The organism is Campylobacter sp. MIT 12-5580, from assembly GCF_005406235.1.
Taxonomy (GTDB): domain Bacteria; phylum Campylobacterota; class Campylobacteria; order Campylobacterales; family Campylobacteraceae; genus Campylobacter_D.
Genome location: NZ_NXLK01000001.1, coordinates 225,049 through 240,899, shown reverse-complemented (window position 1 = coordinate 240,899; position 15,851 = coordinate 225,049). Strand labels below are relative to the sequence as shown.

Here is a 15,851-nt window from a genome sequence, read left to right as displayed (position 1 = left end):
TTTGAAAGCATCTTATGTAAAAGCCTTATTTTTAGGCATATTAAGCCTTTTTTTCATCGCCTGTGACAATCAAGAACAAGTGCAAAATGACTTTTTGTTTGATGAGTATCAAAAAGGCGATGAGATCACCTTACAAAGTGTTAATGGAGGCAGTAAAACTCTTGTAAGAACTCAAAATGGCTTTGTTATCAAGGGCGAAGAAGAAAAGATTGTCATGCTTGATTTTTTTGGCACTTTTTGTGCGCCGTGCAAAGAAGAAGCAAGCCACTTAACGCAGCTTTGGAAAAACAATGCTAAGAATTTTGTTCTCATTGGCTTGACGCATTTTGAAAGCGTGAGTGATGAAGCTGTAAGGCAGTTTGCTCATGATTTTGGAGCCTTTTATTTTTTAAGCAATTCAGATCAAAACGCAAGGATTATCGCTCAAGCCTTAAAAGATATAAATTATCAAAATATGGAACAACTTCCTTTTAAAGTCGTGCTTCAAAACGGAGAGTATCAAGACTTAAGCGATTATTATAACAATGCTAAAAGTGTGAAATTTTATCTTGGTAAGGTTCCAACCGAACTTATGCAAGAGGATTTAAACACAATCAAGGAAAAAAATGCCAAAAACTGAAAGTCTTGAAAAGCTAGAACTTAGCCAGCCAAAGATGTTTAAGCTTTTGCTTTTAAATGATGAAGTTACGACTATGGACTTTGTGATCGAAATTTTAATGGATATTTTTCATTTTGATTTAGACGCCGCAAATCGCCTTATGCTTGAAATTCATTATCAAGGAAGCGGAGTGTGTGGAGTATATACTGAAGAAATCGCCCTTTCAAAACAAAAACAAGTTGAACAGGCTGCAAAAATAGCTAATTTTCCACTTCAAACAAGGATAGAAGAAGAATGAAATACCAAGAAGATTTGAAAAAATACCTTGCTAATGCTAAGCACCTCAGTGCGATTAACCGCCATGAGTTCGTAACTTGCGAGCATTTGCTTTTTGCTCTTTTAAAGCTAAGTCCGGATTTTAAAGAAATTTTTGAAGAATTTGCAGATGCGGATTTTGACGCCCTAGAAAATGAGCTAAAAAACCATATAGCCCAAAAAAATCAAATCCTAAACAAAGACATAGAACCCATAAATTCAGTTGTCTTAGATGATATCTTACACAAGCTTGACACAGAGCCAAAAATTATAGACTTCCTTGAAGAACTTAGCAAAGATGAACGCACTTATTCTAAATTTTTGCTTGAAAAACACGCTTTAAATTTAAACAAAATCGAAGAATTAAAAACTCAAAGCGAGCTTGAAAATCTTAAAAACTTCACCACAGACTTAACCGAACTTGCTACTAAAGGCAAGCTTGATCCACTCATCGGCAGAAGCTTTGAGCTAGAAAGAATGGTGCAAATCCTCTCGCGTCGCAAGAAAAACAACCCTATCTTAGTAGGCGAAGCAGGCGTTGGTAAAACAGCTATCGTTGATGGTTTAGCCTTAGCCATCACTCAAAAAAAAGTTCCACAAAACTTAGCAAATGCAAGGATTTTTAGCCTTGATATCAGCTCTTTACTTTCTGGCACCAAATACAGAGGCGATTTTGAAAAACGTCTTAAAGATATAGTAAGCGAACTTCAAAAAATAGACAACGCCATCTTGTTTATCGATGAAATTCACACTATGGTTGGTGCTGGAGCAGCAAATGAAAGTCATACTGATATGTCAAATTTACTTAAACCTGCTCTAAGTAACGGCACATTAAAATGTATCGGCGCAACAACTTTTATGGAGTATAAAAACTCTTTTGATAAAAACAAGGCTTTAAGCAGACGCTTTGCAAAGATTGATGTTGATGAGCCAAGCAAAGAAGAATGCCTGCAAATCCTAAAAGGCTTAAGAAGCACTTATGAAAAATACCACGGCGTGAAATTTGATGATGAGGTGCTACAAGCTTGTGTAGAGCTTGGAAAGAAGTTTTTTACAGATAAGTTTTTACCTGATTGTGCGATTGATTTGCTTGATGAGCTTGGGGCTTCTTTTAAGCTTGAAAAACGCAAAGCTAGCAAAGCAAGCCTAAAAGACCTTGAAAACACACTTGCTAAAATGACTCATTCACACAAGGTTTTTGAGCTTGATAAAGCAAAATTGCTTAAAAATTTAAGCACTAATCTCAAAAAAGAAATTTTTGGACAAGATGAGGCTATAAGCTCACTTTGTGCGACTTTAAAACAAAGCTATGCTGGCTTAAAAAACGCTCATTCCCCAAAAGGTGTATTTTTATTTACCGGCTCAAGTGGGGTTGGAAAAACTGAGCTTTGCAAGGCTTTGGCAAAAAACTTAGGGTTACATTTAGAACGTTTTGACATGAGTGAATATGCTGAAAAACACGCTATTTCAAGGCTTATTGGAGCTCCTGCTGGTTATGTGGGTTATGAAGATGGTGGGCTTTTAAGCAATGCGGTGCGAAAAAATCCTTTTAGCGTGATCTTATTTGATGAGATTGAAAAAGCTCATCCTGATCTTAGCAATACCTTTTTGCAAATCTTTGATAATGCAAGTTTAACTGATAGTAGTGGCTTAAGGGCTGATTTTCAAAACACCATCATCGTCATGACTTCAAATTTAGGCTTAAAAGAAAGCAATGAACTTGGCTTTTTAAGCAAGCTTGAAGAAAAAAGCTCAAAGGCTGTGAAAGACTTTTTTGCGCCAGAGTTTTTAAACAGGATCGATAAGATCATTCATTTTAATGATTTAGATGATAGTGTGCTTGAAAAGATAGTGCAAAAAGAGCTTGATGAGATCAGTAAAAATCTCAAAAATATTAGCATAAAAGCAGATAAAAAGCTTAAAATTTATCTCGCTAAAAAAGCCTATAAAAAAGAATTTGGCGTGCGTCTTTTAAAACGCGTTATTGCTGAAGAAATAGGCGAAAAACTCAGCGATGAGCTTTTATTTGGCAAGCTTAAAAACGGCGGTTTAGTTGAGCTAAGGCTTGGCAAAAATGACACAATCGAGTTTGTATTCTAAGCTTTTAAACGCCCCTAGTGATGCGCCGGTGTTTTTAACTCCGCACTTAGAAAGTGATTTTTTGCTTAAAGCTTACCGCTTTGGGCTTTTTCCTTGGACGAGTAATCCCACAACTTGGTGGTGTCCTGATCCTAGAATGACGCTTTTTCCAGCTGATATTTATAAACAAAAAAGCCTCAGACGTTTTTTTAAACACTATGAGTTTAAGCTTGATGAAGCCTCTTTAAGGCTAATCAAACTATGTGCAAGCACAAGAAAACGCACTTGGATTGATGACAATTTTTTAAAAGCCTATGAAGAGCTTTTAAAACAAGGCTTTTTGCACTCCCTAGAAGTCTATGAAAAAGACGAACTAGTGGGTGGAATTTACGGACTTATCATAGGCAAGGTGTTTTTTGGTGAAAGTATGGTAAGTCTTCAAAAAAATGTCTCAAAACTAGCCATGATAAAGCTTTGTGAGCTTTTAGAACCTTTTGAGTTTATCATTGATTGTCAAGTGCATAATCCACACCTAGAGTTCATGGGTGCAAAAAAGCTTACAAGAAAAGACTTTCTTAGCCTTTTAAAAGAAAAAGTAGAACAAGAAAGTGGTTTTGAAAGCTTTAAAGAGTTGCTTTAGTTTTCTTTTTAATTTAAAATAACATAAGCTTAATTTTAGAGTTTGCAAAAGTAAAATGAAATAAATCCAAGCTACTCAAATTTTATCACACAAACTCTACAAAACCTATCAAATAAGCTTTTAATCAAGCCTTGCAAGCTGACTTTGAAAAAAGGCGTGATCGTAGCTTTGAGGGAAGTTAAAGGCTATAGCTTTGTTTTGTTTTTGACTTAAATGCTTTAATGCTTGATTAAGATTTTTAAACATAAGCTCACAGGCACTAAAAGCCAAAGCCTCTATCTCAAGCCCACCGCTAAGATAAATCAAAGGCATTCTAAAACTCTTACTTACATCAAGCTTAGCTTCAGTATCATTTAAGCTTAGCTTGATATCTAAAGGGCTGATATGCTTGAATTTATAGCTTGCTGCCAAGTCCAAAAAAGTCTTCATATCTGGCAAAAATGCCCCACGAGCTAAAACATAAGCATATTCAAAAAACTTAAATATATCTGAGCTAGGGCGCGACGTATCATCGTAATTTGCCTCGATAAAAGCATAATTTTTAGCAAATTCTTTCTTGTATGTTTCAAGCAAGGAAGCTCCAAGCTTGTTTTTAGCGATATTTGCAAGCACAAGCTTAACATTGCTTTCAAACTCAAATTTCAAAAAATCACAAGGCTCATCATCAAGTCCCTTATACAAAAGCCTTGTCTCATTATCAAAACTTAAAATCACTCTCTTATCATCAAGCGTGCTTTGAATTTGTGCTTTATCAAGACTTGCAGAGCCTTTTTTATCGCTATTTGCAAAAGAAAAATCCACATAAGAAGTAAGATTTTTCATCGGCTCTTCATAAAAACCAAATTCGTCCCAAAAATTCGCCTCAGAACAAGCCATACAACCATGTCCGCCTTGCACAGGCCACGAAGTTTTAGCATTAAATTTCACTTTTGGGCAGTTATTATAAGTATAAGGTCCTTTGCAACCCACCTTAAACAAACATGCCCCGCTTTTTGCAAGATCATCATCAAATTTTTGAGCAAAAACTCCAGCTTCAAATTTTGCCTTTCTTTCACACATATCGTGCAAACACTTGCCATACGCCCATTTTGGACGATCTTTTTCATCTAAATTTGGTAGAGTTTGAAAAAGTGCATAAAAACATAAATTCGCAACGATATTAATATCACTTGGCGGACAGCCCGGCACTTGCACGATTTTTTGTTGCAAAACCTCAGCTATGCCACATATCTTACTTGGGTTAGGAGCAGCAGCTTGAATACCCCCATAACTTGAACAAGTCCCCATAGCAAAGATGGCTTTTGCTTTATTAGCTACCTTTTGAAGTATCTCATAACCGCTCTCGCCATTTGCTCCTATGGTTAAAAAATAAGTATCTATGGGAGCTACTCCGCCTTCAACGGCTAAAATGAAGTCTTTATTGCTCTTTAAAAGTTCATCTATATTGTGCTCAGCCTGCCAGCCAGCCGAAGCCATAATGGTTTCGTGATATTCTAAGGAGATAAAATCAAACACAAGTTCAGCCAAATCAGGAGTTGAAGCTCTCAAAAGGCTTTCAGAACAGCCGGTGCACTCAGCTAAATGTAGCCATACCACGCTTGTGCGAGGGGCTAATTCAAATACCTTTTGTGCTAAAGGTGCAAAATCATTTGGCAAAGCAAGGGTTTTGATCAAAGCCTGCACGCTTTCTGGGTTGATCACTTTTTCTTCTTTTGTATCTGAGTTTTCAAGCTCTGCGATGCGTTTTTCAAGCAAGGCTTTCAACTCTTCATTACTCAAATCAGCCACTTTGAAGCTCCTTTTGTTTGTGTTGGGTGGATTATAGCATTTTAGTGTTTACAATTAGTTTAAAATTTGCTCTTAAATTTTGCATTTTTTGAAAATTTCAAAACATAAACGCTATCAAAAATGAAAAATCACTTTAAACTAGACTTTATGAAACTTTACCTATAATATATAGTTTTAATTTTATTTAAGGTTAAGCTATGACTCAAGTGGCGAAAATACGATTTGTTGAAGGTTTTACTTCTTCTGTTTTGATTTTTGATATAAAGCTGTTAAAAACTCTAGGGGGGGGGGCTTTAATTTTTACAAGCCTTTTATAAGGCTTTTGACTTTTCTTTTTGCTCTTATTTCTTCAAATCTTTTTTCTTTAATATCTAAACTCATTTTTACTGAGTGTTTATGTTTATTCTCTTGGCAAAGTTCTTATTTTTCTAAGATTTTATACAAAATCAAAATCTTGCAATTTTTTCTTAAAAATTCTAAAAAAATGACACAAGCTGTCAAAAGCACATGATATATTTTTGCAAAGTTAAATTTTTTAACAAAGATAAAAGGAGTTAAAAATAAGTTTATACCTTGTTTCTTAGGAAGCAAGATTTAAATTTATTTCTTAAAGGAGAAAAAATGGCAAATATCGATCAGGCTCACAAAGAAATTGATCTAACAGGGGCATTTGAAAAAGTGCAAAAATTGCTTAAAGATAGCGGAATAAATGCTAAGCTCAATGTGCTTATAGCAGGTGCCGCAGGAGTGGGTAAAAGCACACTTATCAATGCTATATTTGGTAAAGAAACAGCACAAACAGGGCAAGGATCGGCAGTAACTCAAGAAACTAAAGAATATATCATCAATGAAAACTTTAGTATTTTTGATACTAAGGGCTTAGAAGCAGACGATTTTCAAAACACTATGGCAAAAATTGAAAATTTCCTTGCTGAAAAGCAAAAAGAAAAGACAGATGAACAAATTCATATAGCTTGGCTTTGCATAAGCGAACCGAGTAGAAGAACTGAAAATGGTGAAAAACCTCTGGTTAGGCTTTTAAAAAAATACAATATCTCTACTTTAATTGTTATCACAAAGGCTGAACAAGACAAAGATGAAAAGGGTGAAAAATTTTCTGATAAGGTTAAAAAAATCTTTGCTGAATATGGAACAAAAGAAGATGAGGTAATAAGAGTGAGAGCCATATCGATTGAAGATGATGATGGTCATATAAAACCGGTAATGGGCATTGATGAGCTTTTAAAGAAAACCTATGAACTTTTACCAAAAGCACAACAACAAGCTCTTATAAGAGAACAAAAAGCAGACAAAGAACTTAAGAAAAAAGAAGCTACAAAATGGGTAAATTACCACTCAGGAATAGCTGGTGCTATTGCGGCTAATCCCATACCATTTTCTGACATAGCCCTACTTTTGCCACAACAACTTGCAATGATGTATCAACTAAGCAGAATTTATAATATAGAGCTTTCAAAAGAAAATGCTACTCAGCTCATCACAGCATTTGGAGCGACTATAGCTACTGGTTTTGCTGCAAGAGTTGTAGCTGGTGCTTTAAAACTTATACCAGGCGTTGGCACTATAGCAGGTGGTGCAATAGGAGCTGGGGTGGCTTCAACTACAACAAAACTTATGGGACAAGCTTATATCAGCTATCTTGATGCAAATTTCAAAGAAATAGCACAAGGGGTATTTAAACCAAGCGAGGAAGGTTATAAAAAATATCTTGATAAAAAAGAAATTCAAGCTCAAATTGAAAAAGCTTAAAATATTTTAAGGCTAGAACTCTAGCCTTAAAAGCTAAATTTTAAAGGATATATTATGCTTTTAGAAAAACTTGAGAACATGTCAGAAAAAGAGCTTCAAAGCCTTATAGCAAGTCTTTTAGAATGTACCTTGCCCCTAAAAGAGCTTTTAGAGCCAAAAAAGCTTACAAGGCTTTTAAAGCTTGTTGTAGCCTTGCAAAAGCAAAGCAAAGGCTTGCAAAATGAGGCTTTGAGTGCAAAAATGCCTTATATCGTAGGATGTATAGATTTGATAACTGAGTATAAAAGAAACAATGCTAGTGAATTTGAGCTTTTATTTAGCTTGCTTGAAAAGCTTGCTAGAACTTATAAAAATGATAATGCTTTAGCTTCAAATCTTGCTTTTTTGCTTAAGGTGTAGCTATGTCTGGTATTTGCGACACTTTAAAACTGCTTGCTGAGCTTGATTATGCTGATCGTCGTAAGCCTTGGCATTGGGCTAAACTCAACCGCCTTAGAGTGCTTAAAGCAAAGCTTGATAAGCATTTTGAAGTGATAAAAAATACAAAGGATTTAAAACTAAAGCTTGATTGTATAGCTGAGTGCGTTTGTATTATCAGTGAATTTAAGAACAACAATGTTGAGGATTTTGAGGATTTATTTACCAGCCTTGAAAAACTCACTCAAAAATACAAAAATGATAAAGATTTTGTTTCAAAACTAAACAATTTAATAGGAGATTAAAATGATAAATGTACTTTTATGTATCATTATGCTTGGCTTAGGTTTAGCTCTTATAGCTTTTTATACGGCTATTGCTATGATTGTGATTTGGTTTGTGCTTTTATTTGCTGTGGGGCATTATTTTGGCGGTGTTGGAGTGGTGATTTATATAGTGCTTAGTGTAATCATAGCTTATAATATCTACAAGGCAGATAAAGAAGCAGAAAATGAGTAAGTTTTCAGCATCAATATCAAGCTTTTTCTTAAACTAAGACTCTTAAAAGGCGAGTTTTGCTGGACTTTAAGCTTTAAAATAATTTAAAAAAAGGAAAATGCATGAACTGCCTTCTTATCTTATATAATCCCTACTATCAAAAAGATGTTATAGAACAACACCTTAAAATTCTTTTACAAAAAGGCGAAGTAGCCTTTGGTAAGCTTGATAAGCTAAGCACTATGAAGCAGGACTTTGAAGAGGATTTGAAGGCAATTTATGAAAGCACCAGCGAGGAAAATCCTTTGCAGCTTTTTTTGAGTGATTATGCGAATTTATTTGTAGCAAAGGTAAGCAAAATAAGCACTGAGGACTTATCAAAGCTTGCACCAAGTTATTATAAACAAAAAAAGCTTAAGGTAAAAGATTGGTTTCTCATCAAGGACTTAAGAGAATTAGTAAGAGATGATTTTAAACTAATTAGGGATAATTTTTTAGCTAATTTTTTAGTTCCAAGTACTGAGAATTCAACTTTTGCTTTATATGGCAATAATTATGTCTATCCTCTTATCATCAAGCAAAAACAAGAGGAGAATTATTTTTTAGGTGAGAAAAAGCATTATTTAGAAGTCTTTCAAAACGAGGAATATTTAAAGATAAAGCAAGAACTTAGCTTTTTTGGCTTTGAACAAAAAGATATTAACACTATGCTTGCAGATACCTTGCATAATATCATTTCAGCAGAGCTTGATTTTAGAGCAAATAAGGACAATCCTTTGTATGATTTAAGCTCAGCCATAATTAAATACTCAAAAAGCTTAGAGCAAGAGATGAGGATAGTCATGAGCCTACTTGTGCGCTTCTTAGCTCGTTTTGATCAAAACATTTTACAAATACGCCTTTTTGCTGGCGCAAAATTTGTGGTTGGTAATTTAGAAAAGACAACAGCAAGTTATGCAGCCTATAAACAGATACTTTCAAAGGGTGATATCGAAAGTCTCATTCAAAGCAAACTGAGTGGAAACATGAAAAGATACTTTTCATATATCATGTTCGAGCATATAGACGCCATACAAAAAATTCGCAATCACAGCGCTCATGCAGGGGCTCCAAAACATGAAGATTTTAAAAAGTTAAGAAAACATATCTTAGGTATAGGTAAAGAAAGCATAGTTATAGAGCTAATGCGCGTTAAGCAGAAATTATTTGACTTGCTTAAAAAACTTTAAAAAATTAAATTCTAAACCCTGCCCCACTCTTACTTTGCTAGCCTTTTAGCTAGACCAACACAAGCTTCTAAGCTTTGTTCTTGGCTAATATAAATTTTATTTTTAAGCCCTTTTGGTAAGGCTTTTGCTGTGCTTTGTCCTAGACAAATGATAATATCTTTTTCATTAAAGCTATAAAAACGCAAGAAATTTTCTAAGGCTGAATAAGCATTAAAGATAAAAATAGCTGGTTGTATTAAGCTTATATCAGGCTTTAAAGGCTTATTTTCATAGGCTATGCATTCACTTAAATAAACGCCCAAACTTAAAAGTTCTTTGTCTAAATTTGAACGCACTTCTTTGGCTCTTAGATAAAGGCATTTTTTGCCCCTAAGCTCATTTTTAAACTCAGCTACAAGCTCACTTGCATAGGCTTTTTGAGGAAATTTTACCTCCTTAAAACCATAGTCTAAAGCCGTTTTAGCTGTTTTAGCCCCTACTGCATATACACTCAAATCTTTAATAGCCTTGATATGAAGTCGTTTAAGAGCTTTTATGGCATTTTTTGAAGTGATGATAAGAGCCTCAAATTCACTTAAATCAAGACTAAAATCAAAAAAGCAAATTTCATTTAAAACGAGATTTTGCACCCCTTCAAAATGAGCCTTTCCAACAAGATAAATCATAATTTTTCTTCAACTGCCTTAAGCTTGCTTTTTAAAGCCCCTTGCCTACCCTCATAACAATCAAATTTAGCGGTGATATAAAAACGCTGAGCATCAAAACACTTTGAAGCCATTTTAAGCACTTTTAAAGCTTTTTTCATGGATTTGCATTCAACGCAAGTTCCCATAGCATTGAGCTCATAAGCTATATTTTTACGCTTTAGTTTTTTTAGCACCTTAGCCACTTCGGCACTTTTTGATACTTCCCCACTTATACTAAATATACAAAATTCCATTAAAACACTCATCTAGCCTCCTTAATCTGTATTATCTTTGCTCTAAGCCTTAAAGCTGTCTCATAAGCATTAACGCTTTGCATTAAAGCTCTTATCACAGCTATACCAGCGATTTTGCTTGATTTTAACTCTAAAACATTGCTTTCATCTATGCCACCTATTGCCACGACTTTTAAATTCGTATTTAAGGCTAGTTCTTTAACACCTTTTACGCCTATAAGCTCGCTTTCTTTTGAAAGGCTAGGAAACACTGCCCCACAACCTAGATAATCAGCTCCAGCTGTATTTTTAAGCTGAGCTAGAGTTTTTACACTTAAACCTATGATTTTTTGCTCTCCTAAAAGCTTTCTTGCCACATTTACACTTAAATCATCTTGCCCTAAATGCACCCCAGCACATTCTAAAGCTAGGGCAATATCAAGCCTATCATTAATGAGTAGTGGCACACAAAGCTCATCACAAAGCCTTTTAAGCTTTAAGCCAAGCTCGAAAAACTCCCTTGAACTTAGCTCTTTTTCTCTAAGCTGCACCACGCTTACACCGCCTAAGATGGCGTTTTTTACTTGATTTAAAAAGCTCTCATCGCTTCTTTTTTGCCTGCTTGCTACAAGATATAAGCTCAAATCAAGCTTGTTTTTATCAAAACTCACTCAAGCCCCATAGATTCAAAAAGATGATTAGTAGGACCACAACCCTTGCCTAAATTTAAAGAATATTTTATAGCCTTAAACACATAATCTTTTGCCTCTTTTACCGCTTCAGCCTTGCTTTTACCAAGGGCTAAGCTTGAAGCTAGAGCTGAACTTAAGGTGCAGCCTGTGCCATGTGTATTTTTTGTTTCTATCCTCTCAGCCTTAAAAATCTGCACATTTTGCCCATCAAAAAAGACATCATTAGCATTTGTCTTACTATGTCCGCCCTTAAGCAAAACCGCCTTTGCTCCAAGCTCACAAAGCTCTTTTGCAGCTTTTATCATATCTTGTTCATCTTTGATCTCAAAGCCACACAAATACTGAGCTTCTGGGATATTTGGGGTTAAGATATCAGCAAATTTAAGCATTTTTTGCTTAAAAAGCTCGCAATTTTCAAGAGGCATTAAAGCAAAGCCATTTTTAGCAAACATAACCGGATCAATCACAATATTTTCTGGCTTAAAATGAGCTAAATTTTCAGCCACGCATTCTATAGTGGCTTTACTTCCAAGCATACCTATCTTAACAGCTTTTGGAGGGATATCCTCAAAGATAGCCTGCATTTGCTCGTCAATTACTTGCTTTGGTATATCAAAACAGCTTATCACACGCGCTGTATTTTCAGCCACAACGCTTACTACAACGCTCATTCCAAAAAGCTTAAAAGCACTAAAGGTTTTAAGATCAGCTTGCAAGCCAGCCCCACCGCTACAATCACTTCCAGCTATTGTTAAAATAGGCGTTAAACTCGATCCTATAGCTTTCATTTGTATCCTTTTTTGCTTGAAATTATATCAAAATTTAAAGCTTTATGAGCCAAGTTTAAAACTTTGTTGAATTTCATTTAAAAAATCCTGCTCATTAATGCCTTGAGTGTAAAAATAAGCCCTTAAAAGCTTAGGAATGCCTGCTTTTCTATACCTTTCTTTAAATTCTTTTGGGATTTTTTCACAAGTTTTATACTCAAATACAAAGGCAAGCTCATCTTTAAAGCAAAGTGCTATTTTACCTGATATAACCCCATCTTGTTTCATCATTTGTTCTCTTTGCTTAGCACTTATTCTTAGTCCTTTTGCCTTAATGGCTTTTGCGATCAAGCTTTCTTGCTTTGAGAGTATGCTTATGCCTTTAAATTCCTTGTAAAAAGCATTTTGATAAAGGGCATTTGTGTCTTTTTGAAGATAATTAAAACTTCTTTTTACTCCCTTAGCAAAAAGCTTTAAAAAAGGCTTTGAGAAGTGTTTTCTTATATAATTGCGTTCAAATCGTTCATCTTCATTGCTTAAATCTTTAAAATAAACAATATGCTTTTGCTCTAAAAAATCTAAAATTTCATCTTTACTCACGCTTAAAAAAGGACGCACTAAGGTAAAACTTGGCTCTTTTTGAAGCTCTTGCATACCTAAAAGCTCGCTTAAGCCTGCTCCTTTTTTAAGCTGCATTAAAAACCACTCAAACTTATCATCAAGCTGATGGGCTAAGATAAGGTTTTCATAGCCTTTTTGCTCGCAAAGTTCTTTAAAAAAGCTATAGCGAAAATCCCTTGCATTTTTTTCAAAATTATTCTTAAATTTTGGGGCAGTTTTTATAAAAATTTGCTTATTGTGCTTTTTGGCAAGCTCTTTGGCTGCTTTTAGCTCAGCCTTGCTTTGCGCTCTTGTGCCATAATCAACTAAGGCTAAATCAAAGCTGATATTTTGCTCTAAAAGCGTGTAAAATAAAGCTGTGCTATCGCTTTGATAAGAAAAGCCAAGTAAATTCTTAGCCTTGCTTAAAGCCTGCAAGCTTTTTTGACTAAGCTTCATCAAAGCTCTTTTAAGGCTGTTGCGATGAGCTTTTTATCGATACTTTGAGTGATTTTGCATTCATAAATTTTACCAAGTTCTAGCTTGCCACATAGGCTTTCATTGATGAGAATTTCCCCATCAATCTCCCTGTCCCAACGCAAATCCTTTCCAGCGATGAAAAACTCGCCCTCGCTACTTTGCCCTGTGATGACAACCTGCCTTGTTTTGCCTACTTCTTTTGCAAAGCTTTTTTCTATGGCTTGATCAACGATTTTTTCGATGATTTTAAGTCTTTTGTTGATGATTTTACTTGGCACTTGAGGCATGTTAAAAGCGGCGGTATCTTCTTCTTTAGAATAACCAAAAACGCTGATTCTATCAAAGTCAAAGTCCTTGATAAACTCGCAAAGCTCGTTAAATTCAGCCTCATTTTCATGAGGATGTCCTACTATAAAGCCTGTGCGTAAAAAGCTATCTTTGGCTGAACTCATAAGCTTTAAAAGCTCTAATAAAGCCTTTTTGCTTGTGCCTCTTTTCATGATTTTAAGCATGGTATCATTGATGTGCTGTAAAGGCATATCAAAATAATTTACAAAAACCTTTGAAGCGATGATTTTTTCGATCAAAGCCTTGCTCGCAGTCGTTGGATACAAATACAAAATGCGTGCAGATTTTATGCCCTCTAGCTTTTCAACCGCTTCTATAAGCTTAATGAGCCCATCCTTTTGCCCCTCATCAAAAAGATAAGAGCTCGTATCTTGAGCGATGAAAGAAAAGTCAAAATAACCCTTTGCTATAAGGCTTTCAAGTTCGCTTATTATGCTTTTTATGCTTCTACTTTTTAGCCTGCCTTTAAAGCTTGGTATGGCACAAAAGGAGCAGTTTTGATTGCAGCCCTCAGCGATTTTGATAAAAGCATGCGTTTTTGAACCAGTGATAAGCCTTTTGCTTTGTTCATTTTGCAAATAGGTTGAGTTTGAAAACAAATTCACTTTTTTAAGGATGATCTCATCAATCTTATCATAATCACTCACCCCAGTAAATAAATCAACCTCAGGAAGCTCCTTAATCAGTTCATCTTTATAACGCTGCATCAAACAGCCCGTTACAACAAGCACAGAACTATCTTTTCTTTGCTCGTGCAAGGATAAAATGGCATTAACGCTTTCTATCTTGGCGGATTTGATAAAGCCACAAGTATTGACTATCAAAACATCAGCATTTTGAGGCTCATCACAAAGCTCATAATTTTCAAGCCGTCCTAGCATAATCTCACTATCAACTAAGTTTTTATTACAGCCTAAAGACTGCAGGTAAAGTTTTGGCATAATCTTCCTCTTGATAAATTAAAGGCAAATTATAGCTAAAATTGTTTAAATTAAAAATAGCATAAAATTTTTAACTTTTTATAATTAAAAATTCAAAAAATGATACAAGCTATCATAAAAACTCGTTATAATACAAAATTATTTTATTTTTTAAAGGAAAAAAAATGAACTATATTTCAAGAATTCAAAAACTACGAAAAGTTCTGGGCGAAGGTTTGCTTGAAAAAGAAGAAGCCATTGCTCTAACACTTTTGTGTATGATAGCTGGCAAATCTATCTTTTTATATGGTCCTGCTGGCACGGCAAAAAGTCTTGTGGCAAGACGTGTAAGTCAAGCCTTTCAAAGCCATAAATTTTTTGATTATTTGATGAATAAATTCAGCACTCCTGAAGAAGTCTTTGGTCCTTTAAAACTTAGCGAATTAAGAAAAGATAATTTAGAACGCAATATAGAAGGCTTTTTACCAGCTGCGGATTTTGCGTTTTTAGATGAAATTTTTAAAAGCTCCCCAGCTATCTTAAATGCTTTACTTACTATCATCAATGAAAAGAAATTTAGAAATGGCAAAGAAAATATCAAAGTGCCTTTAAAAGCCCTTGTTGCTGCAAGTAATGAGCTTCCAGCTAAAAATCAAGGCTTAGAAGCCTTATATGATCGCTTTATCATGCGTTTGATTGTGCCAAGACTTGACGAAAAAGACAATTTTGCTAAGCTTTTACAAACCCTGCCTTTAAATGAGGAAATAAAGCTTGATGAGGCTTTGAAATTTAGCAATGATGAGCTTGAAAATATCAAAGAAAAAGCCAAAAAAGTAGAACTTCCTAAAGAAATCATAGACATATTGCTTAACCTTAAAGCAAGGATAGAGCTTTTCAACAAAGAACTAGAAACAAATCAAGAAGTAAATGTAAATTTTATCGATGTGAGCGAAAGAAGATGGATAGTCATAATGGAGCTTTTGCGTTTTGCTGTAGTTTTAAGCGATAGGACAAAAATGAAAGTGGTTGATCTGCTTTTAATCAAGCATTGTTTGTGGAGCAATGAAGAACAAAAAGAAGTTGTAGAAAAACTTTTAAATGAAAGTTTATCTGGATCAAATACCCAAATACTAAAGTATGAAAAGGAATTTGAGGAGCAAAAAGAAGGCATTATAGAAAGTTTAGAAGAAGAGGTGTTTTATTATAAAACATTAAAAAAAGATGGAAAAGTATTTATACATTATGAAATCCCATACTTAAACAAAGACAAAAAACAAGAGATAGCGCATATTAACGCACCAGAAGAAGACTTAGATAAAAAGGAAATTTTTCAAGGATATAAATATGACTCTTATTATGGGTGGCGGAGAACAAGCGAACATTATTATTGTTTTAATAAAGCAAGAAATAAGTGCCTTATTTATATAAATGTTAAATATAATGATCCATCACAATGTGAATGTAAAAAAGAAATTAGCATCACAAATCACTCAAAAATAGTTTCTTCACGCATCTCATTAAAAATTCAAGCAAAACTCAAAGAAGACTGCGAAGAAATGATTGAGAAATTTCAAGCTGAACTAGATATGATTAAAAAGAAAAAAGAAGTATTTTGCAAAGAAAATCAAAATGCCTTTATCGATCAAGAAAATGAAGAATTTCAAATCTTACTTCAAGGTTTAGAAACAGAAAAAAGCACCTGCGAACAACTTGTCATAGAAACTAAAAAGCTCAAAGATAAGGTTGAAAAGCACCCAAATATAAAGGGCTAAAATGGCTTTAAAGCAGGAG

Annotated in this window: 17 protein-coding genes; 10 read left to right on the top strand and 7 right to left on the bottom strand. The window is 34.5% G+C overall.

Annotated elements, in window-relative coordinates; all coding sequences use genetic code 11:
* Position 1: 1 nt before the first annotated feature.
* The 4 genes from CQA38_RS01185 to aat are packed head-to-tail and all read left to right on the top strand — an operon-like array spanning position 2 to position 3,632.
* Positions 2 to 619, top strand: coding sequence for a TlpA disulfide reductase family protein (locus tag CQA38_RS01185; RefSeq protein ID WP_137632180.1), 618 nt, complete (start codon positions 2 to 4; stop codon positions 617 to 619).
* Positions 606 to 896, top strand: coding sequence for an ATP-dependent Clp protease adaptor ClpS (locus CQA38_RS01180; protein WP_137632179.1), 291 nt, complete (start codon positions 606 to 608; stop codon positions 894 to 896). Before CQA38_RS01185 ends, CQA38_RS01180 begins: the two co-directional genes overlap by 14 nt.
* Entirely contained in the window at positions 893 to 3,013 is a 2,121-nt protein-coding gene (locus CQA38_RS01175; RefSeq protein WP_137632178.1) for an AAA family ATPase, read from the top strand. The genes CQA38_RS01180 and CQA38_RS01175 overlap by 4 nt, the downstream gene beginning before the upstream one ends.
* Complete coding sequence (gene aat / locus CQA38_RS01170; protein ID WP_137632177.1) at positions 2,988 to 3,632, top strand: leucyl/phenylalanyl-tRNA--protein transferase; 645 nt, start codon at positions 2,988 to 2,990, stop codon at positions 3,630 to 3,632. The genes CQA38_RS01175 and aat overlap by 26 nt, the downstream gene beginning before the upstream one ends.
* A gap of 120 nt (positions 3,633 to 3,752) precedes the next feature.
* Here the strand turns inward: aat and CQA38_RS01165 are convergent, their stop codons facing one another.
* Positions 3,753 to 5,420, bottom strand: coding sequence for a hydrogenase small subunit (locus tag CQA38_RS01165; protein ID WP_137632176.1), 1,668 nt, complete (start codon positions 5,418 to 5,420; stop codon positions 3,753 to 3,755).
* A 621-nt stretch (positions 5,421 to 6,041) separates the two neighbouring features.
* On the opposite strand from CQA38_RS01165, the gene CQA38_RS01160 reads away from it, so the two are divergent.
* The 5 genes from CQA38_RS01160 to CQA38_RS01140 all read left to right on the top strand — a co-directional run bounded on the left by CQA38_RS01160 (position 6,042) and on the right by CQA38_RS01140 (position 9,334).
* A complete protein-coding gene (locus CQA38_RS01160; RefSeq protein WP_137632175.1) occupies positions 6,042 to 7,190 on the top strand; it encodes a DUF697 domain-containing protein in 1,149 nt (382 codons plus the stop codon).
* Between the two features lie 54 nt (positions 7,191 to 7,244).
* Positions 7,245 to 7,589, top strand: coding sequence for a hypothetical protein (locus CQA38_RS01155; RefSeq protein WP_137632174.1), 345 nt, complete (start codon positions 7,245 to 7,247; stop codon positions 7,587 to 7,589).
* Between the two features lie 2 nt (positions 7,590 to 7,591).
* Positions 7,592 to 7,912 (top strand): hypothetical protein, encoded by a 321-nt coding sequence (locus CQA38_RS01150; RefSeq protein WP_137632173.1) that lies wholly within the window; start codon positions 7,592 to 7,594, stop codon positions 7,910 to 7,912.
* Between the two features lies 1 nt (position 7,913).
* Entirely contained in the window at positions 7,914 to 8,126 is a 213-nt protein-coding gene (locus CQA38_RS01145; protein ID WP_137632172.1) for a hypothetical protein, read from the top strand.
* Positions 8,127 to 8,227: 101 nt separating this feature from the next.
* Positions 8,228 to 9,334, top strand: a complete 1,107-nt coding sequence (locus CQA38_RS01140) for an HP0729 family protein (RefSeq protein WP_137632171.1) — start codon at positions 8,228 to 8,230, stop codon at positions 9,332 to 9,334.
* 29 nt (positions 9,335 to 9,363) lie between these two features.
* Here the strand turns inward: CQA38_RS01140 and CQA38_RS01135 are convergent, their stop codons facing one another.
* The 6 genes from CQA38_RS01135 to rimO are packed head-to-tail and all read right to left on the bottom strand — an operon-like array spanning position 9,364 to position 14,081.
* Positions 9,364 to 10,002 (bottom strand): uroporphyrinogen-III synthase, encoded by a 639-nt coding sequence (locus CQA38_RS01135; RefSeq protein WP_137632170.1) that lies wholly within the window; start codon positions 10,000 to 10,002, stop codon positions 9,364 to 9,366.
* The gene (locus CQA38_RS01130; protein ID WP_137632169.1) at positions 9,996 to 10,286 is read right to left on the bottom strand and encodes a thiamine-binding protein; all 291 of its coding nucleotides are present in this window, start codon (positions 10,284 to 10,286) and stop codon (positions 9,996 to 9,998) included. The genes CQA38_RS01135 and CQA38_RS01130 overlap by 7 nt, the downstream gene beginning before the upstream one ends.
* A complete protein-coding gene (gene thiE, locus CQA38_RS01125) occupies positions 10,283 to 10,924 on the bottom strand; it encodes a thiamine phosphate synthase (RefSeq protein ID WP_137632168.1) in 642 nt (213 codons plus the stop codon). Before thiE ends, CQA38_RS01130 begins: the two co-directional genes overlap by 4 nt.
* The gene (gene thiD, locus CQA38_RS01120) at positions 10,921 to 11,733 is read right to left on the bottom strand and encodes a bifunctional hydroxymethylpyrimidine kinase/phosphomethylpyrimidine kinase (protein ID WP_137632167.1); all 813 of its coding nucleotides are present in this window, start codon (positions 11,731 to 11,733) and stop codon (positions 10,921 to 10,923) included. Before thiD ends, thiE begins: the two co-directional genes overlap by 4 nt.
* Before the next feature lie 42 nt (positions 11,734 to 11,775).
* Entirely contained in the window at positions 11,776 to 12,771 is a 996-nt protein-coding gene (gene tilS, locus CQA38_RS01115; protein ID WP_137632166.1) for a tRNA lysidine(34) synthetase TilS, read from the bottom strand.
* On the bottom strand, positions 12,771 to 14,081 hold the full coding sequence (gene rimO / locus CQA38_RS01110; protein ID WP_137632165.1) for a 30S ribosomal protein S12 methylthiotransferase RimO: 1,311 nt from the start codon (positions 14,079 to 14,081) through the stop codon (positions 12,771 to 12,773). Before rimO ends, tilS begins: the two co-directional genes overlap by 1 nt.
* 164 nt (positions 14,082 to 14,245) lie before the next feature.
* Here rimO and CQA38_RS01105 point away from each other — a divergent pair, with 164 nt between their 5' ends.
* Entirely contained in the window at positions 14,246 to 15,832 is a 1,587-nt protein-coding gene (locus CQA38_RS01105) for an AAA family ATPase (RefSeq protein ID WP_137632164.1), read from the top strand.
* Positions 15,833 to 15,851 lie beyond the last annotated feature (19 nt).